This is a genomic window from Streptomyces sp. NPDC006510 (assembly GCF_040611955.1).
Taxonomy (GTDB): Bacteria; Actinomycetota; Actinomycetes; order Streptomycetales; family Streptomycetaceae; genus Streptomyces.
Window position 1 is genome coordinate 1 of record NZ_JBEXPH010000004.1, and the last position, 24,416, is coordinate 24,416.

The following is a 24,416-nucleotide window of genomic DNA, read 5'->3' on the forward strand; positions in this document are numbered from 1 at the left end:
CCCGTTCTTGCGGGCCTTCTGTTGAAGGCTGAGGACGGGGTCCTCAGCTTCTCCAGCTTCGACTACGAGGTCTCGGCCCGGGTCTCGGTGGACGCCGAGGTCGAGGAGGACGGCACGGTGCTGGTCTCCGGCCGGCTCCTCGCCGACATCTGCCGCGCCCTCCCCAACCGCCCGGTGGAGATTTCCACAGACGGTGTACGGGCGACCGTGGTCTGCGGCTCCTCGCGATTCACACTCCACACCCTTCCTGTGGAGGAGTACCCGGCGCTTCCCGAGATGCCGACCGCGACGGGCACGGTTCCCGGCGAGGTCTTCGCCTCGGCCGCCGCCCAGGTCGCCATCGCCGCGGGCCGTGACGACACGCTGCCGGTGCTGACCGGTGTGCGGATCGAGATCGAGGGCGAGACCGTCACCCTGGCCTCGACCGACCGCTACCGCTTCGCGGTCCGCGAGTTCCTCTGGAAGCCGGAGAACCCGGACGCCTCCGCTGTCGCCCTGGTGCCCGCCAAGACGCTGCTGGACACCGCCAAGGCCCTGACCAGCGGTGACACGGTGACCCTGGCACTGTCCGGCTCGGGCGCCGGTGAGGGGCTGATCGGTTTCGAGGGCGCGGGCCGGCGTACGACCACGCGGCTGCTCGAAGGCGATCTGCCGAAGTACCGCACGCTCTTCCCCACCGAGTTCAACTCGGTCACGGTCATCGAGACGGCGCCGTTCGTCGAGGCCGTCAAGCGTGTGGCCCTGGTCGCCGAGCGGAACACCCCGGTGCGGCTCAGCTTCGAGCAGGGCGTGCTGATCCTGGAGGCGGGTTCCAGCGACGACGCACAGGCTGTGGAGCGGGTCGACGCGGTGCTGGAGGGCGACGACATCTCGATCGCCTTCAACCCGACCTTCCTGCTGGACGGGCTGAGCGCGATCGACTCCCCGGTCGCTCAGCTCTCGTTCACGACGTCCACCAAGCCCGCGCTGCTCAGCGGCCGCCCGGCGGTGGATGCCGATGCGGATGATGCGTACAAGTACCTGATCATGCCGGTCCGCCTCTCCGGCTGATCCGGTCATCGGTCCTGTCACGGCAGTTTCCCGACGGGCACGCTCGGCGCCGAGCATGCCCGTCGGTCTGTCCCCGGCCGGGCGTAGGCTCGTCCCTGGGTACGAATCGGCACAACGCTTAAGGAATCTCTGATGGAGCTCGGTCTCGTCGGCCTCGGCAAGATGGGCGGCAACATGCGCGAGCGCATCCGCCGCGCTGGCCACACCGTCATCGGTTACGACCGCAACCCGGACGTCTCCGATGTCCACAGCCTCGAAGAGCTTGTGGGCAAGCTGAAGGGTCCTCGGGTCGTCTGGGTGATGGTTCCGGCCGGTGCCCCGACCCAGGCCACCATCGACGAGCTCGCCGGTCTCCTCTCCCCCGGCGACATCGTCGTGGACGGCGGGAACTCCCGCTGGACCGACGACGAGAAGCACGCGGTCGAGCTGGGCATCAAGGGCATCGGCTTCGTGGACTGCGGCGTCTCCGGCGGCGTCTGGGGCCTGGAGAACGGCTACGCGCTGATGTACGGCGGCGACGCCGAGAACGTGGCGAAGGTCCAGCCGATCTTCGACGCGCTGAAGCCCGAGGGCGACTTCGGTTCCGTCCACGCGGGCAAGGTCGGTGCCGGCCACTTCGCGAAGATGGTCCACAACGGCATCGAGTACGCCATGATGCAGGCCTACGCCGAGGGCTGGGAGCTCCTGGAGAAGGTCGACTCCGTCACCGATGTGCGCGAGGTCTTCCGCTCCTGGCAGGAGGGCACGGTCATCCGTTCCTGGCTGCTCGACCTGGCGGTCAACGCGCTGGACGACGACGAGCACCTCGACAAGCTCCGTGGCTACGCCGCCGACTCCGGTGAGGGCCGGTGGACGGTGGAGGCCGCGATCGACAACGCGGTGCCGCTGCCCGCGATCACCGCGTCGCTCTTCGCGCGTTTCGCCTCGCGCCAGGACGACTCCCCCCAGATGAAGATGATCGCCGCGCTGCGCAACCAGTTCGGTGGCCACGCGGTCGAGAACAAGAAGTAACCGCAACGAGTGGCGGATCGGACCAAGGCGTTCGGTCCGCTCCACGAAGCACGGAGCAGGAAGCCGGGAAGGTCGGCGTACACCCATGCATGTCACGCATCTCTCGCTGGCCGACTTCCGCTCGTACGCCCGGGTCGAGGTACCTCTCGAGCCGGGCGTCACCGCTTTCGTGGGGGCCAATGGCCAGGGCAAGACGAATCTGGTGGAGGCGGTCGGCTATCTCGCGACGCTCGGCAGTCATCGGGTCTCCTCCGATGCGCCGCTGGTGCGGATGGGCGCGGACCGGGCTGTCATCCGCGCCGCCGTGACGCAGGGAGAGCGTTCGCAGCTGATCGAGCTCGAGCTCAATCCCGGCAAGGCCAATCGGGCCCGTATCAATCGATCGTCACAGGTCAGGCCGCGTGACGTGCTGGGGATAGTGCGTACGGTGCTGTTCGCACCGGAGGATCTGTCGCTGGTCAAGGGGGACCCCGGGGAGCGGCGGCGCTTTCTCGACGAGTTGATCACGGCTCGTTCGCCGCGGATGGCGGGTGTGCGCTCGGACTACGAGCGGGTGCTGAAGCAGCGCAACACCCTGCTGAAGTCGGCGGCGATGGCGCGTCGGCACGGTGGCAGGTCGATGGACCTGTCCACGCTCGACGTGTGGGACCAGCATCTGGGCCGGGTGGGCGCGGAGCTGCTGGCACAGCGGCTGGATCTGATCGCGACCCTCCAGCCGCTGGCGGACAAGGCGTATGCGGATGTCGCGCCCGGTGGCGGCCCGGTGGCGTTGGAGTACCGCAGTTCGGTCGGGGCGGGTGTGGAGTCCGCGCGTACCCGTGAGGAGCTGTACGAGCAGCTGATCGCCGCGCTGGCGGAGGTCCGTAAGCAGGAGATCGAGCGGGGTGTGACGCTGGTCGGTCCGCACCGTGACGATGTGGTGCTGGGGCTGCGGGGGATGCCGGCCAAGGGGTACGCGAGCCATGGCGAGTCCTGGTCGTACGCGTTGGCGCTGCGGCTGGCTTCGTACGATCTGCTGCGCAGCGAGGGCAATGAGCCGGTGCTGGTGCTTGACGATGTTTTCGCGGAGCTGGATGCGCGGCGTCGTGAGCGGCTGGCGGAACTGGTGGCTCCGGGTGAGCAGGTGCTGGTGACGGCCGCGGTGGACGACGATGTTCCGGGTGTGCTGGCGGGGGCGCGGTACGCGGTGTCCGCGGGTGAGGTGGAGCGGCTGTGAGCGGCCGCGGTGCGGGGTCCAAGGAGCCGTCCCAGGAGCGTTCCGGTGGGGGTAGGGTGCCGGAGCCCTCGGGGGTCGATCTGGCGCGGGTGGCGTTGCGTGCGGCGAAGGAGCAGGCGCGGGCGCGTGGTGCCGCGGCGCAGCAGAAGAAGCAGGCCAGGCGGGGTGGCGGGCTGCGTTCGGGTGCGCGGGCGGATGGGCGTGATCCGTTGCCGCTGGGTTCTGCGATCAACCGTCTGATCACCGAGCGCGGCTGGGAGACTCCGGCGGCGGTGGGTGGGGTGATGGGTCGCTGGCCGCAGATCGTCGGTGAAGATCTGGCCAATCATTGTGTGCCGTTGCGGTACGACGAGGACCCGGACGAGCGGGTGCTGACGGTGCAGTGCGACTCGACGGCGTGGGCGACGCAGCTGCGGTTGCTGGCGCCTCAGCTGGTGGCCCGGCTGAATGCGGATCTGGGGCAGGGCACGGTGCGGTTGATCAAGGTGCTGGGGCCCGGTGGTCCGCAGCGCAGGTTTGGTCCGCTGCGGGCGCCGGGGAGTACAGGGCCCGGCGACACCTACGGCTGACCTGGGCTTTTCCCGTTTTCGAGTTGCTGCCGGGCTGCCTCCTGGGCTGCCCCTCGGCTGCTTTGCGGGCTCTTTGCGGCCCCGTTCCCGGCTCGGCTGCGGCTGCGCGGGCGCTTGTCCGTCGGATCCAGGTTGTACGGGTTTGTGGTGGTTTAAACCATGCGGCGGAAGTGGGGCGTCCCTCACGGTAGCGGGAGGTTGACAGGCCGAAGCGCTCAAGGCCCGCGTGAGCCTCCTGAGGGCCCTTCCTGAATATGGGGAGTCGTCAGCCGCTCATTCAGGGCGGCACATGCGTACTCAGGTACCAGCAAACCCCCATTCATGTCGGCGCTACCGGTAGACTGGTCGACAATCCCGCATCCTTGCGGGAGTCGTCGATACAAGCCGAACGACGCAGCCGCTCCCGTTTGCCCGGAGAACGGCCTGTGCTGTGCCAGAAAGGGCGCTTCGTGGCCGATTCCGGCAACCCCAACGAGAACATTCCGTCCACATCCGGTGATCGCGCCGAGGTCACCGCCTCCGGCGAAGGAGTCGGCTCGGGCGAGGTCACGGCCTCGTACGACGCCAGCGCGATCACCGTCCTCGAGGGCTTGGACGCGGTCCGCAAGCGACCTGGCATGTACATCGGCTCGACCGGTGAGCGTGGACTCCACCACCTTGTGTACGAGGTCGTCGACAACTCGGTCGACGAGGCCCTGGCCGGGCACGCGGACACGATCGACGTCACGATCCTCGCCGACGGCGGGGTCCGGGTGATCGACAACGGCCGTGGCATCCCGGTCGACATCGTGCCGTCGGAGAAGAAGCCCGCGGTCGAGGTCGTGCTGACGGTGCTGCACGCCGGCGGCAAGTTCGGCGGAGGCGGCTATGCCGTCTCCGGCGGTCTGCACGGTGTCGGTGTCTCCGTGGTGAACGCGCTGTCGGCGCGCGTCTCGGTCGAGGTCAGGCGGGACGGTTTCCGCTGGACCCAGGACTACAAGCTGGGTGTGCCCACCGCTCCGCTGGCCCGTAACGAGGCCACCGAGGAGTCGGGGACGTCGGTCACCTTCTGGGCCGACGGGGACATCTTCGAGACGACCGAGTACTCCTTCGAGACCTTGTCGCGCCGTTTCCAGGAGATGGCGTTCCTCAACAAGGGCCTGACGATCAAGCTCACCGACGAGCGCGAGTCGGCGAAGGCGACGCTGGGTGCGGAGGTCGCCGAGGTGGCCGACGTCGCCGAGGAGGAGCAGGCCCGTACGGTCACGTACCACTACGAGGGCGGCATCGTCGACTTCGTGAAGTACCTCAACTCCCGCAAGGGCGATGTCATTCACCAGTCGGTGATCGACATCGAGGCCGAGGACAAGGAGCGTCTCCTCTCGGCCGAGATCGCGATGCAGTGGAACACGCAGTACAGCGAGGGTGTGTACTCCTTCGCGAACACGATCCACACGCATGAGGGCGGTACGCACGAGGAAGGTTTCCGCGCCGCGCTGACCACGCTGGTCAACAAGTACGCGCGGGACAAGAAGCTGCTGCGCGAGAAGGACGACAACCTCACGGGTGACGACATCCGTGAGGGTCTGACGGCGATCATCTCGGTGAAGCTGGGCGAGCCGCAGTTCGAGGGGCAGACGAAGACCAAGCTGGGCAACACGGAGGCGAAGACCTTCGTCCAGAAGGTCGTCCACGAGCACCTGACGGACTGGTTCGACCGCAATCCGAACGAGGCGGCCGACATCATCCGCAAGGGCATCGCGGCGGCCACGGCCCGGGTCGCGGCCCGCAAGGCGCGTGATCTGACCCGTCGCAAGGGGCTCCTGGAGAGCGCCTCGCTGCCGGGCAAGCTGAGTGACTGCCAGTCCAACGACCCGACGAAGTGCGAGATCTTCATCGTCGAGGGTGACTCCGCCGGTGGTTCGGCGAAGTCCGGCCGTAATCCGATGTACCAGGCGATCCTGCCGATCCGCGGCAAGATCCTGAACGTCGAGAAGGCCCGGGTCGACAAGATCCTGCAGAACACCGAGGTCCAGGCGCTGATCTCAGCCTTCGGTACCGGGGTCCACGAGGATTTCGACATCGAGAAGCTGCGCTATCACAAGATCATCCTGATGGCGGACGCCGACGTCGACGGTCAGCACATCAACACCCTGCTGCTGACGTTCCTCTTCCGCTTCATGCGTCCGCTGGTCGAGGCCGGGCACGTGTATCTCTCCCGCCCGCCGCTCTACAAGATCAAGTGGGGCCGGGACGACTTCGAGTACGCGTACTCGGACCGGGAGCGCGACGCCCTGGTCGAGCTGGGCAAGCAGAACGGCAAGCGGATCAAGGAAGACTCGATCCAGCGCTTCAAGGGTCTCGGCGAGATGAACGCCGAGGAGCTGCGCGTCACCACGATGGACGTCGACCACCGGGTTCTCGGCCAGGTCACGCTGGACGACGCGGCGCAGGCCGACGACCTCTTCTCGGTGCTGATGGGCGAGGACGTCGAGGCACGGCGCTCGTTCATCCAGCGCAACGCCAAGGACGTCCGCTTCCTCGACATCTGAGTCGGCCGTACCAGCAAGCCGCCGCTCGAAAGGACTTTGACCAGCAATGGCCGACGAGAACACCCCTGTGACACCTGAAGAGGAGCCCGCCGCGGCGGGTGTGGGCATGCGTGTCGAGCCCGTGGGGCTCGAGACGGAGATGCAGCGCTCCTACCTCGACTACGCGATGTCCGTCATCGTCTCGCGTGCGCTGCCGGACGTACGGGACGGTCTCAAGCCCGTCCACCGCCGGGTGCTGTACGCGATGTACGACGGCGGCTACCGGCCCGAGAAGGGCTTCTACAAGTGCGCCCGTGTCGTCGGTGACGTCATGGGTACGTACCACCCGCACGGTGACTCGTCGATCTACGACGCACTGGTGCGTCTGGCGCAGCCGTGGTCGATGCGCATGCCGCTGGTGGACTCCAACGGCAACTTCGGTTCTCCGGGCAACGACCCGGCCGCCGCCATGCGGTACACCGAGTGCAAGATGATGCCGCTGTCCATGGAGATGGTCCGGGACATCGACGAGGAGACCGTCGATTTCCAGGACAACTACGACGGCCGCAACCAGGAGCCGACGGTTCTGCCGGCGCGGTTCCCGAACCTGCTGGTCAACGGTTCGGCGGGCATCGCGGTCGGTATGGCGACCAACATCCCGCCGCACAATCTGCGTGAGGTCGCGGCCGGTGCGCAGTGGTATCTGGAGCACCCGGAGGCCTCTCAGGAGGAGCTCCTGGACGCACTGATCGAGCGGATCAAGGGCCCGGACTTCCCGACGGGCGCGCTCGTGGTGGGCCGCAAGGGCATCGAGGAGGCGTACCGCACCGGCCGTGGCTCGATCACGATGCGTGCGGTCGTCGCGGTCGAGGAGATCCAGAACCGGCAGTGCCTGGTCGTCACGGAGCTCCCGTACCAGACCAACCCCGACAACCTGGCGCAGAAGATCGCCGACCTGGTGAAGGACGGCAAGATCGGCGGGATCGCCGACGTCCGTGACGAGACGTCGTCGCGTACGGGCCAGCGCCTGGTCGTCGTGCTGAAGCGGGACGCGGTCGCCAAGGTCGTGCTGAACAACCTGTACAAGCACACCGATCTGCAGACCAATTTCGGCGCGAACATGCTGGCGCTGGTCGACGGTGTGCCGCGCACCCTCTCGATCGACGCGTTCATCCGGCACTGGGTGACGCACCAGATCGAGGTCATCGTCCGGCGTACGAAGTTCCGGCTGCGCAAGGCGGAGGAGCGGGCGCACATCCTGCGTGGTCTGCTCAAGGCGCTGGACGCGATCGACGAGGTCATCGCGCTCATCCGGCGCAGCCAGACGGTCGAGGTGGCGCGCGAGGGCCTGATGGGCCTGCTGGAGATCGACGAGATCCAGGCGAACGCGATCCTGGAGATGCAGCTGCGCCGGCTGGCCGCGCTGGAGCACCAGAAGATCACGGCCGAGCACGACGAGCTCCAGGCGAAGATCAACGAGTACAACGCGATCCTGGTGTCGCCGGAGCGGCAGCGGAAGATCGTCAGCGAGGAGCTGGCGGCGATCGTCGAGAAGTTCGGCGACGACCGCCGTTCCAAGCTGGTGCCCTTCGACGGTGACATGTCCATCGAGGACCTGATCGCCGAGGAGGACATCGTCGTCACGATCTCGCGCGGCGGCTATGTGAAGCGCACGAAGACGGACGACTACCGCTCGCAGAAGCGCGGCGGCAAGGGCGTGCGCGGTACGAAGCTCAAGGAAGACGACATCGTCGACCACTTCTTCGTGTCGACGACGCACCACTGGCTGCTGTTCTTCACGAACAAGGGCCGGGTGTACCGGGCGAAGGCGTACGAGCTCCCGGATGCCGGCCGCGACGCCCGTGGCCAGCACGTCGCCAACCTGCTGGCCTTCCAGCCGGACGAGCAGATCGCCCAGATCCTGGCGATCCGTGACTACGAGGCCGCGCCGTATCTGATCCTGGCCACGAAGGGCGGTCTGGTGAAGAAGACCGCGCTGAAGGACTATGACTCGCCGCGTTCGGGCGGTGTCATCGCCATCAACCTCCGGGAGACGGCCGACGGCTCGGACGACGAGCTGATCGGTGCGGAGCTGGTTTCGGCCGAGGACGATCTGCTGCTCATCAGCAAGAAGGCCCAGTCGATCAGGTTCACCGCGACGGACGATGCGCTGCGCCCGATGGGCCGTGCGACTTCGGGTGTCAAGGGCATGAGTTTCCGCGAGGGCGACGAACTGCTCTCGATGAATGTTGTCCGGCCGGGTACGTTCGTGTTCACTGCCACCGACGGTGGGTACGCGAAGCGGACCCCTGTCGACGAGTACCGGGTTCAGGGCCGTGGCGGTCTGGGCATCAAGGCTGCCAAGATCGTGGAGGACCGGGGCTCACTGGTCGGCGCGCTGGTGGTCGAGGAGACGGATGAGATCCTCGCCATCACGCTCGGCGGTGGTGTGATTCGTACGCGAGTCAATGAAGTCAGGGAGACGGGCCGTGACACCATGGGCGTCCAACTGATCAATCTGGGCAAGCGCGATGCCGTCGTCGGTATTGCCCGTAACGCCGAAGCCGGTCGTGAGGCCGAAGAAGTCGAGGGGTCCGAGGACGCCGAGACCGCGACGGCGGAGGGTGCCGAGAGCACGGTCGAGGGCAATGTCGAAGGCACGTCGCCTTCGGCCGGGGAGCACGAGGAGTAGAGCGTGAGTGGAGCCACGGGCGCCGGTTCGGCCGCTTCCGGAGCAGGAGCGAACGGTGCCCGTGGCCCTGCCGCGGACTCCCAAGGGGGCATTGTGACGGACACCCGGGGGCCTCAGCCCCAGTACGAGGGCTACGCGACCGGGCCGTTGCCGGGTGAGCGCGAGCCCGCACCGGGGCAGAGCGGGCCGTACCACCCGCCGCAGGCGTATCCCTCGCCCGCGGGCGGGACCCAGGGCGGCCGGCCGCACGGCACGCAGGGCGGTGCACAGGGCGTCGGCGCCGCGCAGGCGGCCCGGCGGCCGCGGACGGGGGCGCGGACGACTCCGCGTACCCGCAAGGCGCGGCTGCGGGTGGCCAAGGCCGATCCGTGGTCGGTGATGAAGGTCAGCTTCCTGCTCTCCATCGCGCTCGGCATCTGCACGGTCGTGGCGTCCGCGGTGCTGTGGATGGTGATGGACGCGATGGGCGTCTTCTCCACCGTGGGCGGAACGATCAGCGAGGCCACCGGTTCGAACGAGGGCAACGGCTTCGATCTCCAGTCGTTCCTGTCGCTGCCGAGGGTTCTCATCTTCACCTCGGTCATCGCGGTGATCGACGTGGTTCTGGCGACCGCCCTGGCGACGCTGGGCTCCTTCATCTACAACTTGTCGGCGGGCTTCGTGGGCGGTATCGAGCTCACGCTGGCCGAGGACGAGTAGGGCGCCGGGTATCGATTTTGGGACTGGCCCCGACGTGCGCTAATCTTCAGAAGTCAGCGCACAGCGCGGCGGGGCTATAGCTCAGTTGGTTAGAGCGCATCCCTGATAAGGATGAGGCCACAGGTTCAAATCCTGTTAGCCCCACAGTACGAAGGCCCTCGACCGGATCCGGTCGAGGGCCTTCGGCATTACGGCTGACACCCGCGGTCGGCATCCGCGGCCGGCGTCCGTGGCCGACGTCAGTAGGTTGGCCGCATCTCTTCCGTACTTGTTGTCGGTTACGACCCGCAGGCCCTGCCCGGCGTCGACGCGGATGCCATCCGCGCGACTCTCGCCGGGGAACTGAGGCGGTTCGAGGAGCGTGGCATCGAAGCGGCCATGACGCTGGTGGTGTTCGACGAGTCGGCCGAGCCCGCGATCGTCGCGTCGCTGGCGGAGCGTCCGTGGGACGTGGTGGTCGTCGGGGGCGGGATCCGCAAGACCGAGCAGTTGCTCCCGCTCTTCGAGCAGATCGTGAATCTGATCCGCCGCCATGCGCCTCGGGCCGCCATCGCGTTCAACACCGGCGGAAGGGACACCGTCGAGGCGGCGCAGCGCTGGCTCCGGTAGGCGGGGAAAGCCGCTGGAGGCACGGAGAAGCCCCCGTCCGGTGTGAACCGGCCCGGGGGCTCTGTGCGTCAGTTGAGCGGCTCTCAGGGAGGCAGCAGGGACGCGTCCCCCACCGCGGCCCCGTGGGCGGTGCGGGCGGCGTTCCAGATGTCCGTGGTGTCCATGGTGTCGACGGACAGATGGCGGGTGGCGGGCGAGGAGCCGTGTGCTTCGGCGTGGATGCGCTGCTTCATCGTGGGTGGCAGCGCCCGGTCGCGCGGAAGGGTCCATCGCACCGACGGGGTGGTCGCGGTTGCCGCGGTCGCACCCGTGTGTTCGTGATTCGTGGTGGTCGGCTCCGTGGCGCTCTGCTCCGTGGCCGCCGCCGGGGTGCTCATGATCCCCAGCGCGGTGAGCAGCGCGAAGAGGGCGGTGACGAAGGCGGTCCAGATGCTCTTGGGCTTGAAGGTGCTCATGGCCCCTCGCTTTCGGGTGGTCCGGTTTGCTTACCTTTCTGATGATGTGGATGTGGTTCGCGATTTCATGGACCGACGCCACCGATCCGCCGATCTTCTGATGAACACCACTCGTATGGTTCAACCGGTCTTGACGGGCTCGCGCGGGGTCCGCGGGCCGCGGCCGGATCCGCCGGGCGGAGCGGTCCCCGGGTGATCGCTCCTCGCCGGGCGCCAGTTGGGTCGCAGGCAGGTCACCGGTTGATATCGGCCGGTGTGTATAGTCGGGCGGCAGAAGTCCCCTACGTCAAGGAAAGACGAGGTCGCGCGGTGAAGAAGCTTCTCCTGGTCGCACTGGCCGCCATCGGCGGGCTCCTCGTGTACCGCCAGATCCAGGCGGATCGCGCCGAGCAGGATCTGTGGACGGAGGCGACTGACTCCGTGCCCGCAGGTTCGGGTGTGTGAGACAGAACAGCCTGATTGCGGGCCCCGGTCGCTGAGCGGCCGGGGCTTCGTGCTGTTGCGGGACCGTGACACCCGCACCCTTGAGTTCACTCAAGCAAATCAATACGTTGCTTGAGCAAAACATCCGGGGTTTTGGTCGAGGGGGCACGGGTGAAGGCACGGGACCGGCACCGCAGTCGCGGGGCATGGATCGGCGGGGCGCTGCTCGCCCTGGTGGCGGGCGCGACGCCTGCCGTGGCGGCGCCCTCGGACAGCGTGCCCGGAGCATCCGGAGCCGGCCCGAACGGCAGCCTGGTCCTGGTCCTCGACTCGTCCGGCTCCATGGCGGACGACGACGGTACGGGGCGCACCCGGATGGAGAGCGCCCGTGCGGCCGTCGGGACCGTCGTCGACGGCCTCCCCGACGGATATCCGACCGGACTGCGGGTGTACGGCGCCGACCGCGCCCGGGGCTGCACGGACACCAGGCTCGTGAGGCCGGTGCGCGGGCTCGACCGGACGGCCGTGAAGCGGGCCGTGGCGGCCGTAAAGCCCAGGGGCGACACCCCCATCGGCCTGTCGCTGCGGAAGGCCGCCGAGGACCTTCCACGCCCCTCGGGCGGCGCCATCGGTACGCGCACGATCCTGTTGGTCTCCGACGGCGAGGACAACTGCGGGGCGCCACCGCCCTGCGAGGTCGCCGAGCAGCTCGGCAAGGAGGGAGTCGGGCTGCGGATCGACACCGTGGGCTTCCAGGTGGAGGGCGCGGCCCGGGAGCAGCTCGAATGCGTCGCGGTGGCGGGCAACGGCCGCTACTACGACGCACCGGACGCCGAGTCGCTGGCCAGGCAGTTGCAGCGGGCGTCGCAACTCTCCGCGGACGGCTACCGGTTCCGGGGCGAGCGGATCGCGGGTACGGCGACGAGCGCGGGGGCGCCGGTGCTCGGACCGGGGCAGTATCTCGACACCATCGGGCCGGGTGAGAAGCGGTACTACGCCGTCGACCTGGACGCCGTCTCGACGGTGGACTTCTCGGCGACGGCGGTGCCGCAGCCGGGGGCGGCCGTCGACACCTTCGACGCGATGCGTACCAGCATCGCGTACGGCACTGACAGTTCCTGCGGTTCGGAGACCGCGCGCTTCTCCCAGAAGGAGGGCGCGACCCCGCTGACCTCGGCGATCGCCCGTATCCCCGCCGCACGGGGCAAGGGCAAGGGCATCTGCGACCGGGCGGGGCGGTACTGGCTGGTGGTCGAGCGGGAGAGCAAGAAGGGTTCCGACGCGGCGCGTTGGCCGCTCGAACTGGTCCACGGGGTGGAGGCGCCCCTGAAGAAGGGTGTCACGCCCGCCCAGTCCCGGCCGGAGTACGGCAAGGGGAGTGAGGATGCCGTGCTGCCGTCCGGCGACCCCCGCGACATACGGGGCGGTACCGGCTTCAACGACGCCGAGGAGATCGGCCGGGGCGTGTGGCGCGACCGGATCCTTCCGGCGCAGACCCTCTGGTACAAGGTCCCGGCAGGCTGGGGCCAGCAGGTGCGCTACGACGTGGAGTTCGCGAACGAGCCCACGGTGGAGCGTGGCGGCTCCACGTACTCGTACGGGGCGACGCAGTTGTTCACCCCCGCCCGGTTCCCGCTCACCGGAGGCGGCGAGTTCAGTCCGACGACCCTGTACAGCGGCCGCCCGACGGCGATCAGGATGGGCGGTGTGCCGGTCGCCTGGACCAACCGCTACGAGTACGGCTCCCAGGTCCGGCCCGTGCACGCCGGGGGCGACTTCTACATCTCGGTGACGCTGGGGGCGCGGGCCGCGGACATCGCGGAGAACCCGCAGATCGGTGTGGTGCTGCGGGTGTCGGTCCTCGGCGACGAGCTGGCCGGCCCCGAGCACAACGCTCCCGCCGCGGCCGAGGAGACGGGCAGGAAAGCGGGCAGGACGGCAGACGAGAAAGCGGATAAGAAGGGCAATTCGATCAGGGTCGAAGACAGCGGCGGTACGGGCGGGGCAGGATGGACCGGCATTGCGGCCGCTGCCGGGGCGGGCGCCGTGGTGGTGGTGATCGCGGGGCTCGTGTTCGTACGCGGGCGTCGTGGGCGGGCCGCACAGACGACGAGGGGAAGCGCGTGATGAGGCAGCGCAACAGGGGCCGGGTGGCGCTGGCCGCGGTCGCGGCGATGTGCGCGGCGGCGGCGCTGCCGGGGCAGGCGTACGCGGCCGGGGAGCCCGCCACGTACACCTTCGATCCCGGGGCGGAGAAGATCGACGGCGCGGAGGCCAGCACCGATGCGTCGGCGCTGACGGCCGGATCGGTCTACCGGAGCTCGATCAAGCCCGGCCAGAAGCTCTACTACCGCCTGAACCTCGACGCGAAGACGAACGGGTACGTCTCGGCGGTGGCCGTGCCCAGGGGCGGCGGCCAGGTCGCCTACGGGGACGGCATCACGGTCAGCATCCGCGACAGCACGGACCTCCAGTGCAGCTCGGAGGACGCGCGGTTCGAGTCGGCGGAGTTCGCCCGCCCGATCGCGGCGTACGCCTACCGGATCATGGAGAAGGACAGCAGCATCTGCCAGGAGGCGGGCACGTACAACGTCCTGATCGAGCGGGAGAGCAAGGAGACCTCCGCCCCCGACGAGTGGGACCTGGAGCTGCGCTACGAGTCGGAGCCGCAGCTGAAATCGGCCGGTTCGATGCCGACCGACGCGCCGGAGAGCTGGCCGTCGGCCTCGCCCGTGCCGCCCACCACCGCCCCGCAGAAGCGGTCGGGCGGCACCAGCTACTACGACGCGACCGGCCTGGAGACCGGCGAGTGGCAGGAGAAGGGCGGCATCAAGCCGGGGCAGACCCTCTTCTACCGAGTGCCGGTGGACTGGGGCCAGCAGATCTTCGCCACCGCGGACCTGAGCAACAACAACGCCTCGGACGATTTCATCGGCAACGCGCTCGCGCTGTCCCTCGACAACCCGGCGTACGGCCACGTCGACTCCGCGACGCCGCTGTCGTACTCCGGAAAGCCCGCGTCCGTGTCGCTGGATCCGCTGCCCCCGGTGGCGTACGAGAACCGGTACGACTCCACCAGCAGTGTCAGCGCCATGCGGTTCGCCGGCTGGTACTACCTGTCGGTGACGCTCAGCCCGGCGGTCGCGAAGTCGTACGGCGACAAGGCGATTCCGCTGACCCTCAGGATCAAGGTCGAGGGGAAGGCCCGGAATTCTCCGTACGCGGGGGACGCCGGGATCTTCTCGGTCACGCAGGACGACAAGGACATGGCGAGGGACGGCCAGAGCGGCCCTCAGGCGGCCAGGAGCGACACCATGAAGATGGTCGGCGCGGCCGGGATCGGCGCCGGTTCGGTGCTGGTGCTCGGGCTCGGGGTGTGGACGCTGCTGGCACGGCGCCGCGCCACCACCGCCCCGGCAGGCCCGTCCGGTGGCAACCAGCCGTACGGGGGCCCGCCGCAGACCTGGTAGCCGGGCCGGGACCCGAGCCCGCACGGCAGGGACTCTGGTGACGGGGCTCAGGTCACCCGGGCTCAGCTCTGGGTCAGCGCCCAGATGCCCACCGCGAAACAGATCAACGCCACCACCAACACCGGGACCGCCACCTTCGGGGACGGTCCCGGACGCCTCTGCGGGGCGTGCGCCGGAGCGGCGGCCGGGGGCTGCGGGGAAACCCCCGCGCCGGGCGCGGGAGCGGGTGCCTGCGGCTGCCCGACGGTGTACGCACGGGTGAGAGCCGGTTCGTGCTGCACGGCGGCCGTGGGCGCCTGCGAGGGATCCGGCGCGGGAGTGGCGTAGGGGGACGCCGCGTGCGCCGGTAGCGGGGTGTGCGGCGTGACCGGCTGGGGCGGCGGAGTGGGCTGCTGCGGAGGCGGCGGGAGGTGGAAGCTGCCCGTCTCCGACATCGGGACCGGCGGCTGGGTGTAGGGCTGCTGGGCTGCTGCCTGGCCCGGCTGGGCGTCCTGCGCGTTCTGGACGGGGGCCGTGATCGGTCCCGAGGGGCCGAAACCGGCGGGCAGCGGCCCGATCTGGTCGAAGACCTCGACCGGCTCGTCCTCGACCCCGGGCTCCGGCAGCATCTCGACCGCGGCCGTCAGCGCCTTGCGCGCACCCGTGGCCGTACGGAACCGGGCCTGGGGATCCGGCTGCAACAGCCCCGCGAGGACTTGCCACAACGGCTCGGGGATCCCCTCCGGGGCGGCGGGCGTGCCGTACGAGGCGAAGTGCTCGACGATCGCCTGCGCGTCGGGCTTCTTGCCCTGCAGCAGATACAGCGCGACAAGACCGACCGCGAACAGGTCCGCGGGGAAATCGGGTTCCGCGCCCATCATTTGCTCGGGCGCGAAGTAACCGGGCGTCCCCACCACATAGTTGGTCTCGGTGAGGCGCGGCTCCCCCTTGCGCATGGAGATGCCGAAGTCGGACAGCCGCAGATGCGGCCGTCCGGTACCGGTCGCCTCCATAAGGATGTTGGCCGGCTTGATGTCCCGGTGCACGACGCCCTCCGCGTGCACCGTGGACAGCCCGGACAGCAGTTGGTCGAGGAGCGTGCAGACGAAACGGGGAGGCAGCGGTCCGTAGTCGCCGATGACATGCGCCAGCGAACCGCCGCTCACCAGATCCATGGTGAACAGGACCTTGTCGTCGTCCGCGGCCCAACTGGCCGGTGCGAGCACATGCGGATGCTCGATCCGCAGCGCCTGCTCGCGGACGAAGCGCAGCAGCGTGTGTGCGTCGCTCTGCTGGAGGACCTTGGCCGCCACATAACGGCGGCGCCGGTGGTCCCAGGCCCGCCAGACGGCGCCGACCCCACCACGTCCGATCGGATCGATCAGTTCGTACCGACCGGCGAAGACCTCACCCATTGCGCTGCGTCCGCTCCCAGTTCCTGTTTCGGCCCACGGCCGGATCTCGGGGTCGTGCCCGGCCCGAGCCGGGCGAACGGCCCTTAGCTCTGGTGTCCCTCGTAGTGCGCCACCGCTTCCGCGGTGCGCCCCGCGCCGTACACCCTGAGGAACTCTGCCAGTTCCGGATGGGTCGGGGCGAGGGAGTCGGCGGCATCGATGATGTCCCCGGCGGCCGCGACCGACCGCAGCAGCGACTGGATCTCGCGGACCACGCGCCGGACGGTGGGGGCGCCGCCGGTGGTGGAGGTCTGGCCGGTGCTGGTGAGGACGGAGCCGCCCTGGGACTTCTTGATCTCTTCCATGCGGTCGGTGGCCTCGCCCGCGCTGACGCTGCCGTCCGCGACCTGACTGGCCAGTTCCTGGAGCGCCTGGACGCGCTGGACGACCGCGGGGTTACCGATCTTCGCCCGCTGGCCGCTCATCAGCTGGGAGAGCATGGGGGCGGACAGCCCGAGGACGGCGGCGAGCCGGGCCTGGTTCAGGCCGAGATCATCGATCAGCCGGCGGAAGAGCGCACCGAGAGGCTCTCCGTACCAACTGCGCTGAAGCTCCCTGGCTCTTGCCGTTGCCTCTTGCTGAGCTGCGTCCATGGCGTCTCCCCTTCGCTGCGGCTTCGCTGCTGCGAACCTCGTCGAGCATCTTACGGAGAGTGGTCGCCGACCGGGAGCCCCCATCTTTTTGCAGGATTCCGGGGAGTACCCGGTACTCTGGTCTGCGGCGGTGGCCAGGACGCTGAAGCGTCCGGGGCTGTCCGTTTTTCGGGGCCTTAGCTCAGTTGGTAGAGCGCTGCCTTTGCAAGGCAGATGTCAGGAGTTCGAATCTCCTAGGCTCCACCCAATCAACCCCCTCCGACCGGCAAAAACACGGCTGGAGGGGGTTTTGCGTGCTGGTCGTGCGGTCCGTGCGCACGCGCTGGTGTGCGGGCTCGGGGGTGCGACGAGGGAAGCGGCCGGGCGGCAGAGAAACGGAACCCGCGCCGGAAGACATCGTGGCATTCCGGCGCGGGTTCCGTTTTGCGGGGTCCCGCTCAGCGGCGGTCGTCCGGGCCGGTGCCGTCCACGCCTTCCGGGCCGTCCGTCCCATCGGTCTCCGCCTCGGCCTGCTTGGCCCGGGCCTCGGGGTCGAACGGGGCCGGGCCGCTGCCGTCGACCGAGGTCAGCGGTGCACGGTCGGAGACCTCCGTGGCAGCGGGCGGTTCGACCAGCCAGTCGGGGTTGGCCTGCTTGTCCCACCACCTCCAGGCGGCATAGGCGCCGGCCGCCACGATGCCGGCCACGGCGAGCACCTTGCACAGCCGACCGGCCTTCGCCCGCCGCTCGTGCTTCCTGGCCAGCTGCCGGATCTCCTCCGCCGTGACCTGTCCGCGCAGCGCGGCCAGCGCGGCGGCGCTGCGGACCGAGGCCTCCTCGGCCACGGGCTGGGCGACGGCCATCGCGTGCTCGACGCGCGGAACCGTGAAGTCCGCAGCGGTACGGGCCGCCCGGCGGGTGCCGCGCGCGGCGCGCCGGCCGACCTCGTCGACCTTGGGCGGCACATGGGTGAGGGCGAGTTCGATACGTGGTGCCAGATGCGCGTCGTACTGGACGCGGGCCTGCTGGGCCGCTTTGGACACCTTCGGCGCGAGGCGCGTGCGGGCCTCGTGCGCAAGATGTGCGGCCTGGTCCTTGGCCGTGTCGGCGTAGGGCGCCACCACTTCCGCGGCGTGCTGCACGCTGTCCTTCGCCGAGTCGGTTGCGGCGCGCACGCTGTCGATGCGGGTCACGGGATCCTCCTCCTTGGTGGCGGGTAGACACTCCGCCTTTCCACCCATTTCGAGATCATGCCTGCCGGAGTCCTGTATGGCATGCGGGGCTGGCATCCGGGTCATCCAGGTCATGAGTGATGTTTTGGTGCAATACGGTGCAAGGGGAGCTTGTCGACGACAATGCCACGGTTCGCCTCAGCCCGCGCCGCTTCGTCACGCACTTGGCCGCATTTGTTCCTGCGGTGAGCGGCACCGGCGTGCGGGGTGCGGACTGGGGCAGGAAGGTGAGCACCGCGCGTTCGCCGGTGGTGGCCGGGCGCCGGATCGCACGGTCCGTGCGAGGATCGGTGAACGTCACTGAGGACTCAACGTCACCGAAGAAGACGTAACGTCACCGAAGGCTTACGGAAGGCAGATCGTGGCTGAGCAGCTTTACGCCACCTTGAAGACCAATCAGGGCGACATCGAGATCCGGCTTCTGCCGAACCACGCGCCCAAGACGGTCAAGAACTTCGTCGAGCTCGCCAAGGGTGAGCGCGAGTGGACGCATCCCGAGACCGGCAAGAAGTCGACGGACAGGCTGTACGACGGCACTGTCTTCCACCGTGTAATCAGCGGCTTCATGATCCAGGGCGGCGACCCGCTCGGCAACGGCACCGGTGGCCCGGGGTACGAGTTCGCGGACGAGTTCCACCCCGACCTCAGCTTCAACAAGCCGTATCTGCTGGCCATGGCCAACGCCGGCCCGGGCACCAACGGCTCGCAGTTCTTCGTGACCGTTTCGCCGACCGCCTGGCTGACCGGCAAGCACACCATCTTCGGCGAGGTCACCGACCCCGCCAGTCAGAAGGTCGTGGATGCCATCGCCGCCACCCAGACCAACGCCCGTACCGACCGTCCGGTGCAGGACGTCGTGATCGAGTCGGTCGTCATCGAAACTCGTTGATCACCAATGGTCATCGATTGATCACACACTGATTTCCCTTTCGGGAACCAACCGCCCTGCCCGTCCGTACTGATACATAGCGGACGAGCAGGGCGGCGTCGTGCGTGCCGTGCCCGCCGTGCCGCTTGGACGAGGACCGAAGGGACCAGGAAGTGATGGGACCGATGGACCAGCAGCCGCCGGGAAGCAGGGACCAGCCCGCCGCCGCGGACGGCTCGCTCAGCTGCTACCGCCACCCCGGTCGCGAGGCGAACATTCGCTGCGCCCGTTGCGAGCGCCCGATCTGCCCCGAGTGCATGATCGACGCCTCGGTCGGCTTCCAGTGCCCGGACTGCGTCCGCCAGGGATCGGGTACGGGACACGGACCGGCCGCCAACCAGCCGCGCACCATCGCGGGCGGCACTGTCACGGCCGATCCCCGCCTCGTGACCAAGATCCTTCTCGGTCTCAATGTCGCCGTGTACCTCGCGGTGCTGGCGAGGGGCACCGCGCTGGTCGACGAGCTGATGCTGCTCGGCCGCGCCCCGACCTACTACGGCGGTCCGCTCGAAGGCGTCGCGGAGGGCCAGTGGTACCGACTGGTGACGTCGATGTTCCTGCACCAGGAGGTGTGGCACATCGCGTTCAACATGCTGGGGCTGTGGTGGCTCGGCGGGCCGCTGGAATCGGCGCTCGGCCGCGCCCGCTACCTCACGCTTTACATGCTCTCCGGCCTGGCCGGCAGCGCCCTCACCTACTGGCTCTCCGCGCCTGTGCAGGGCTCGCTCGGAGCTTCCGGAGCGATCTTCGGACTGCTGGGCGCCACCGCCGTGCTCATGCGCCGGCTCAACTACGACATGCGCCCGGTCTTCGCACTCCTCGCGGTGAACCTGGTCATCACCTTCAACCCCTGGGGCGGAATCGCCTGGCAGGCGCATGTCGGCGGCCTGGTCGCGGGCACGCTGATCGCGATCGGCATGGTGCACGCACCCCGCGAGCGGCGCGCGCTGGTGCAGTACGGAACCAGCGCCCTGGTCCTGGCGGCTGTGATCCTCGTCGTGATCGCCAGAACGGCCGCACTGACCTGAGCGGACATCGTCCCCGCGTCAGTTGTCCACAGTCGGAGTTGTCCACAGCGGGTACCGGATCTTGTGCATTCTGTGGGAACAACTGTGCCCCTTGTCGCTGAGCTGGGTTTTTCCAGCCAGGACAAGGGGCGTGCAATCCCCCGATGGGGGAGACTGCAGTCACATCGGCGTCAACCGTCAGGGAGTTATCCACAGATCGTCTGACCTTTTCCCCCGCCTGTGGATAACGCTGTGGGTAACTTCCGGGCAAGGGTTGCGGGACAGGGCCCCGCTGTGGAATTTACGAGCGCTGCGGTGTTACTACGCTGCGGTGCTGCTTCCGCTGATGCGCTACTTCCACTGCGTGGAGACACCGAAGCCGCCGGCGATGAAGCCGAAGCCGACGACGATGTTCCAGTTCCCCAGGTCCTTGATCGGCAGGTCGCCGTCGGTCACATAGAAGACGACGATCCAGGCCAGACCGATCAGGAAGAGCGCCAGCATCACCGGCGCCACCCAGCTGCGGCTGGTCAGCTTTATGTTGGTTGCCTGCTTCGCCGGAGGAGGCGTGAAGTCGGCCTTCTTGCGGATACGTGACTTCGGCACGAGGAACTCTCCTGTCGATGCGCTGCGTGACCGCGCAGGGAACTGTGGCTGGCGCCGGGGCGGGCTCGAGGGGCAATGCTGCCTTCCCCGGGCGTCCGTTAGCGTAGTGCTTCCCTGGCGCCGAAGGAGATAAGGGTACGTTGAGCAATTCTGCCGACTCCCCCCAAGGGCCGGTCCGGCGCACCTTCCGGAACCCGGCCCGTGTGCTCACCGCTGCCGTCTTCGCACTCGCCGGACTGATCTTCGTCACCAGCGCCAACACGGCCAAGGGCACCAACATCCGCACCGACTCCTCGCTGCTGAAGCTCTCCGATCTCATCCAGCAGCGCAGCAACAAGAACGCCCAGCTGGACGAGACCACCGCAGCCGTGCGCGAGGACATCGACGCCCTCGTCCGGCGGGACGACGGCAGCACCGAGGCGGAGGACGCCCGGCTCAAGGAGCTGGAGCGGGCCGGGGGCACCACGAAGCTCACCGGCCGGTCGGTGTCCGTGACCCTCAACGACGCCCCGCCCAACGCCACCGCCAACCCCGGCTACCCCGACCCGCAACCCAATGACCTGGTCATCCACCAGCAGGACCTGCAGGCGGTCGTCAATGCGCTCTGGCAGGGCGGTGCCCGGGGCATCCAGGTCATGGACCAGCGGCTGATCTCCACCAGCGCGGTGCGCTGCGTCGGCAACACCCTGATCCTCCAGGGCCGGGTCTACTCCCCGCCGTACAAGATCACCGCGGTCGGCGACCCGGGCAAACTCAAGCAGGCGCTCAACAACTCCCCGGCGGTCAGCAACTACCTGCTGTACGTGAAGGCGTACGGGCTCGGCTGGAAAGTCGACGAGCACGAGGCGGTGACTCTTCCCGGCTACTCGGGCACAGTGGACCTCCACTATGCGGAGCCCGTGAAGTAGCGAGCGGCTGTGGGGAGGCCGGCCAGGTGTCGGTGCGACTGATCGTCAGGACGTTCAGCGAACTCTGCATCACGGTCGGCGCCCTGATCGTGCTCTTTGTGGTGTACGTGCTGTTCTGGACCGGGGTGAAGGCGGCCGGCGCGACCGAGGGGCAGATCGACACCCTGCGCAGCCGGTGGGCGCAGGGGCCGGTGTCCGTGCCACCCGCGCCGCAGACCTCCCCGACGTCGGGGACGTCGAAGGCGCCTCCCGCCCCCGCCGCGTACCGCGACGGCAAGCCGTTCGCGATGCTGTACATACCCCGCTTCGGCAAGGGCTGGGAGTGGCCCGTCCTGGAGAACACCGAGGTCAGGACCTTGCAGAAGGGGCTCGGTCACTACTCGGGGACCGCCCGCCTCGGCGCGAGCGGCAATTTCGCGGTGGCCGGACACCGCCGTACGTACGGGGATCCGTTCAAGGACTTCCCGAAGCTGCGTCCGGGCGACGCGGTGGTGCTGACCGACGGGACGACGTGGTTCACGTACCGCATCGACAAGCCGCCCTACAGGACCGTGCCGAGCGACATCGGGGTCATCGACCCCGTGCCCCGCAAGTCCGGCTTCGACGGGCCCGGCCGCTATCTGACACTGACCACCTGTGATCCGGAATGGGGCAGCAGCCACCGGCTGATCGCCTGGGCGCACCTCGATGCCACCCAGCCCGTGACCGAAGGCAAACCGGCAGCTTTCCACAGCTGACCCACGCTTCTGCCCCGGCCCTTTAGTCTGGTTCCCGTACCGAATGGAGGGGACAGCATGTACGGCTGGATCTGGCGGCATCTGCCGGGCAACACATGGGTGCGTGCGCTCATCTCGCTCGTGTTGGCACTGGCCGTCGTCTACGTGCTTTTCCAGTACGTCTTCCCCTGGGCGGAACCGCTGCTTCCGTTCGGTGATGTGACGGTCGACGGCTCGACCGGGACGGAGACCGGCCAGTGAGTGCCCGCATTCTTGTCGTGGACAACTACGACAGCTTTGTCTTCAACCTTGTTCAGTACCTCTACCAGCTCGGCGCCGAATGCGAAGTGCTGCGCAACGACGAGGTGACCACGGCACATGCCCAGGACGGCTTCGACGGCGTCCTGCTGTCGCCCGGTCCCGGCACCCCGGAGCAGGCGGGCGTCTGCGTCGAGATGGTGCGCCACTGCGCGGCGACGGGCGTCCCGGTCTTCGGGGTCTGCCTGGGGATGCAGTCGATGGCGGTGGCGTACGGCGGTGTGGTGGACCGCGCCCCGGAGCTGCTGCACGGCAAGACCTCGCCGGTGACCCATGAGGGAGCGGGGGTCTTCGCCGGCCTGCCGTCCCCCTTCACCGCGACCCGCTACCACTCGCTCGCCGCCGAACCGGACACCGTACCGGCGGAGTTGGAGGTGACGGCGCGGACCGCCGACGGCATCATCATGGGGCTGCGCCACCGTGAACTGCCGGTGGAGGGCGTGCAGTTCCATCCGGAGTCGGTGCTGACCGAGCACGGGCATCTGATGCTGGCCAACTGGCTGGCACAGTGCGGCGACACGGGAGCCGTGGCGAGGTCGGCGGGGCTCGCGTCGGTGGTGGGCAAGGCCGTCGCGTGACCGCACCCCGCCCCGAACACGACGCCGGACAGGACGGCCCGTACGAGCAAGGAGCGTACGAGGCCGCAGGCGCGTTCGAGGCGGCGGTCGACCAGATGGCGGACCCGTTGAACGACCCGCTGCCGGGGCGGCACGCCTCGCCGTGGTTCAGGGCGGGCAACATCCCGGCCGGGGCGGCCGAGGAGCCGGGGGCGGGCCAGGGACAGCACCGTGCCCCGGACGGGCGGGCACGGACAGAACCTGAGACACAGACCCAGGCACAGACACAGACGCAGACCCAGGTGCCGCACGGGGTACAGAGCCCCGGGGGGGCTCTGCGGGAGTGGTACGACCCCGAGGGGTTCGAACGGGACTGGTACGGGCAGCAGGCGCCCGCCCCGGTGCCCGCGCCCGCCCCGGTGCTCCGGGCGCAACCCGTCCCCCCTTCCTTCCCGCTCGACGACGAGACGGTCGGACTGCGGACGGGCCTTGAGCCGGGCCTCGAACCGGACCTTGAGCCGGATCCGGCGGGCGGCTCGGAGAGCTTCGGGGAGTCCGAACCGGACTCCGAAGGCACCGATCCGGAACCACGCACCGGAGGCCGGGCCGAACGCCGCCGCGCCGCCAAGGGGCGAGGCCGCCGCCGCGTCGAACAGCGGCCGGAGACCGCGGCGACGGCCGCTACGCAGGCCGACAAGCCGATGTCGCGCGTCGAGGCACGGCGCGCGGCGCGCGCGGCCAAGGACAGCCCGGCCGTGGTGGCCAGCCGGGTCACCGGCGAGCTGTTCATCACGCTCGGTGTGCTGATGCTGCTGTTCGTCACCTATCAGCTGTGGTGGACGAATGTGCGCGCCGACCAGTACGCCGGCAAGGAGACGCACAAGATCCAGGACGACTGGGCGAAGGGCGACCGCAATCCTGGCGTGTTCGAAGCGGGGCAAGGGTTCGCCATAATCCACATCCCCAAGCTGGACGTGGTCGCTCCGATTGCCGAGGGCATCAGCAAGGAGAAGGTCCTCGACCGGGGCATGGTCGGCCACTACGGCGAGGGAACGCTCCGTACCGCGATGCCGTCGGCCGAACAGGGCAACTTCGCCCTGGCCGGCCACCGCAACACGCACGGCGAGCCGTTCCGCTACATCAACCAGCTGAATCCCGGCGACCTGATCGTGGTCGAGACGCAGGACGCGTACTACACGTACGAGACGGCGAGGACCCTGCCGCAGACATCGCCGTCCAATGTCTCGGTGATCGATCCGGTGCCGCGCGGTTCCGGGTTCACCGGGCCGGGCCGATACATCACTCTGACGACTTGTACGCCGGAATTCACGAGTACGTACCGTTTGATCGTCTGGGGCAAGATGGTCGACGAACGACCGCGCAGCAAGGGGAAGCCCGACGCGCTCGTGGGCTGAATCATCATCACGACAGGGAC

23 protein-coding genes and 2 tRNA genes are annotated in these 24,416 nt (G+C 68.7%); 20 read left to right on the forward strand and 5 right to left on the reverse strand.

What is annotated here, in order from left to right:
• The 9 genes from dnaN to ABZY11_RS02480 form a co-directional block, all read left to right on the forward strand.
• On the forward strand, window positions 1-1,050 hold a 1,050-nt coding region (gene dnaN, locus ABZY11_RS02440), incomplete at its 5' end, for a DNA polymerase III subunit beta (RefSeq protein ID WP_356477327.1).
• A 132-nt stretch (window positions 1,051-1,182) separates the two neighbouring features.
• Window positions 1,183-2,061, forward strand: coding sequence for a phosphogluconate dehydrogenase (NAD(+)-dependent, decarboxylating) (gene gnd / locus ABZY11_RS02445; RefSeq protein WP_072487581.1), 879 nt, complete (start codon window positions 1,183-1,185; stop codon window positions 2,059-2,061).
• An 85-nt stretch (window positions 2,062-2,146) separates the two neighbouring features.
• Complete coding sequence (gene recF, locus ABZY11_RS02450; protein ID WP_356477328.1) at window positions 2,147-3,277, forward strand: DNA replication/repair protein RecF; 1,131 nt, start codon at window positions 2,147-2,149, stop codon at window positions 3,275-3,277.
• A 56-nt stretch (window positions 3,278-3,333) separates the two neighbouring features.
• A complete protein-coding gene (locus tag ABZY11_RS02455) occupies window positions 3,334-3,846 on the forward strand; it encodes a DciA family protein (protein WP_356477329.1) in 513 nt (170 codons plus the stop codon).
• Window positions 3,847-4,271: 425 nt separating this feature from the next.
• Complete coding sequence (gene gyrB, locus ABZY11_RS02460) at window positions 4,272-6,377, forward strand: DNA topoisomerase (ATP-hydrolyzing) subunit B (protein WP_356477330.1); 2,106 nt, start codon at window positions 4,272-4,274, stop codon at window positions 6,375-6,377.
• Between the two features lie 46 nt (window positions 6,378-6,423).
• On the forward strand, window positions 6,424-9,048 hold the full coding sequence (gene gyrA / locus ABZY11_RS02465) for a DNA gyrase subunit A (protein WP_356477331.1): 2,625 nt from the start codon (window positions 6,424-6,426) through the stop codon (window positions 9,046-9,048).
• Between the two features lie 93 nt (window positions 9,049-9,141).
• Complete coding sequence (locus ABZY11_RS02470; RefSeq protein ID WP_356477332.1) at window positions 9,142-9,747, forward strand: DUF3566 domain-containing protein; 606 nt, start codon at window positions 9,142-9,144, stop codon at window positions 9,745-9,747.
• 70 nt (window positions 9,748-9,817) lie between these two features.
• Window positions 9,818-9,891: transfer RNA gene (locus ABZY11_RS02475), tRNA-Ile, on the forward strand.
• Window positions 9,892-10,002: 111 nt separating this feature from the next.
• Window positions 10,003-10,356: a hypothetical protein gene (locus ABZY11_RS02480; protein WP_356477415.1), complete on the forward strand. Its 354-nt coding sequence runs from the start codon at window positions 10,003-10,005 to the stop codon at window positions 10,354-10,356.
• 83 nt (window positions 10,357-10,439) lie between these two features.
• On the opposite strand, the gene ABZY11_RS02485 is transcribed toward ABZY11_RS02480, so the two are convergent.
• Window positions 10,440-10,811 (reverse strand): DUF6344 domain-containing protein, encoded by a 372-nt coding sequence (locus ABZY11_RS02485; protein WP_356477333.1) that lies wholly within the window; start codon window positions 10,809-10,811, stop codon window positions 10,440-10,442.
• A 309-nt stretch (window positions 10,812-11,120) separates the two neighbouring features.
• On the opposite strand from ABZY11_RS02485, the gene ABZY11_RS02490 reads away from it, so the two are divergent.
• The 3 genes from ABZY11_RS02490 to ABZY11_RS02500 all read left to right on the forward strand — a co-directional run bounded on the left by ABZY11_RS02490 (window position 11,121) and on the right by ABZY11_RS02500 (window position 14,704).
• Window positions 11,121-11,255, forward strand: a complete 135-nt coding sequence (locus ABZY11_RS02490) for a DLW-39 family protein (RefSeq protein WP_003958712.1) — start codon at window positions 11,121-11,123, stop codon at window positions 11,253-11,255.
• Between the two features lie 150 nt (window positions 11,256-11,405).
• A complete protein-coding gene (locus tag ABZY11_RS02495) occupies window positions 11,406-13,361 on the forward strand; it encodes a VWA domain-containing protein (RefSeq protein ID WP_356477334.1) in 1,956 nt (651 codons plus the stop codon).
• Window positions 13,361-14,704, forward strand: a complete 1,344-nt coding sequence (locus tag ABZY11_RS02500) for a hypothetical protein (protein WP_356477335.1) — start codon at window positions 13,361-13,363, stop codon at window positions 14,702-14,704. The genes ABZY11_RS02495 and ABZY11_RS02500 overlap by 1 nt, the downstream gene beginning before the upstream one ends.
• Window positions 14,705-14,766: 62 nt before the next feature.
• Here the strand turns inward: ABZY11_RS02500 and ABZY11_RS02505 are convergent, their stop codons facing one another.
• Window positions 14,767-16,098: a serine/threonine-protein kinase gene (locus ABZY11_RS02505; RefSeq protein WP_356477336.1), complete on the reverse strand. Its 1,332-nt coding sequence runs from the start codon at window positions 16,096-16,098 to the stop codon at window positions 14,767-14,769.
• A gap of 83 nt (window positions 16,099-16,181) precedes the next feature.
• Entirely contained in the window at window positions 16,182-16,730 is a 549-nt protein-coding gene (locus ABZY11_RS02510) for a DNA-binding protein (RefSeq protein WP_356477337.1), read from the reverse strand.
• A 170-nt stretch (window positions 16,731-16,900) separates the two neighbouring features.
• Between ABZY11_RS02510 and ABZY11_RS02515 the strand changes: the two genes are divergently transcribed.
• Window positions 16,901-16,973, forward strand: a tRNA-Ala gene (locus ABZY11_RS02515).
• Between the two features lie 194 nt (window positions 16,974-17,167).
• Here the strand turns inward: ABZY11_RS02515 and ABZY11_RS02520 are convergent.
• Entirely contained in the window at window positions 17,168-17,902 is a 735-nt protein-coding gene (locus tag ABZY11_RS02520; protein WP_356477338.1) for a DUF5324 family protein, read from the reverse strand.
• Between the two features lie 400 nt (window positions 17,903-18,302).
• Between ABZY11_RS02520 and ABZY11_RS02525 the strand changes: the two genes are divergently transcribed.
• Complete coding sequence (locus ABZY11_RS02525) at window positions 18,303-18,830, forward strand: peptidylprolyl isomerase (RefSeq protein WP_356477339.1); 528 nt, start codon at window positions 18,303-18,305, stop codon at window positions 18,828-18,830.
• Window positions 18,831-18,994: 164 nt separating this feature from the next.
• Window positions 18,995-19,897, forward strand: a complete 903-nt coding sequence (locus ABZY11_RS02530; protein ID WP_356477416.1) for a rhomboid family intramembrane serine protease — start codon at window positions 18,995-18,997, stop codon at window positions 19,895-19,897.
• Window positions 19,898-20,227: 330 nt separating this feature from the next.
• On the opposite strand, the gene crgA is transcribed toward ABZY11_RS02530, so the two are convergent.
• Window positions 20,228-20,482: a cell division protein CrgA gene (gene crgA / locus ABZY11_RS02535; protein WP_093548084.1), complete on the reverse strand. Its 255-nt coding sequence runs from the start codon at window positions 20,480-20,482 to the stop codon at window positions 20,228-20,230.
• A gap of 140 nt (window positions 20,483-20,622) precedes the next feature.
• Between crgA and ABZY11_RS02540 the strand changes: the two genes are divergently transcribed.
• Genes ABZY11_RS02540 through ABZY11_RS02560 form a run of 5 tightly spaced genes read left to right on the forward strand, consistent with a single transcriptional unit; the run spans window position 20,623 to window position 24,396 of the window.
• Window positions 20,623-21,390 (forward strand): DUF881 domain-containing protein, encoded by a 768-nt coding sequence (locus tag ABZY11_RS02540; RefSeq protein WP_356477340.1) that lies wholly within the window; start codon window positions 20,623-20,625, stop codon window positions 21,388-21,390.
• 26 nt (window positions 21,391-21,416) lie between these two features.
• Window positions 21,417-22,127 (forward strand): class E sortase, encoded by a 711-nt coding sequence (locus ABZY11_RS02545; protein ID WP_356477341.1) that lies wholly within the window; start codon window positions 21,417-21,419, stop codon window positions 22,125-22,127.
• Window positions 22,128-22,184: 57 nt separating this feature from the next.
• Entirely contained in the window at window positions 22,185-22,367 is a 183-nt protein-coding gene (locus tag ABZY11_RS02550) for a hypothetical protein (RefSeq protein WP_356477342.1), read from the forward strand.
• Window positions 22,364-23,002, forward strand: a complete 639-nt coding sequence (locus ABZY11_RS02555; RefSeq protein WP_356477343.1) for an aminodeoxychorismate/anthranilate synthase component II — start codon at window positions 22,364-22,366, stop codon at window positions 23,000-23,002. The genes ABZY11_RS02550 and ABZY11_RS02555 overlap by 4 nt, the downstream gene beginning before the upstream one ends.
• Window positions 22,999-24,396 carry a class E sortase gene (locus ABZY11_RS02560; RefSeq protein WP_356477344.1) on the forward strand — a complete coding sequence of 466 codons (1,398 nt, stop codon included), beginning with the start codon at window positions 22,999-23,001 and terminating at the stop codon, window positions 24,394-24,396. Before ABZY11_RS02555 ends, ABZY11_RS02560 begins: the two co-directional genes overlap by 4 nt.
• The last annotated feature ends 20 nt before the right edge of the window (window positions 24,397-24,416 follow it).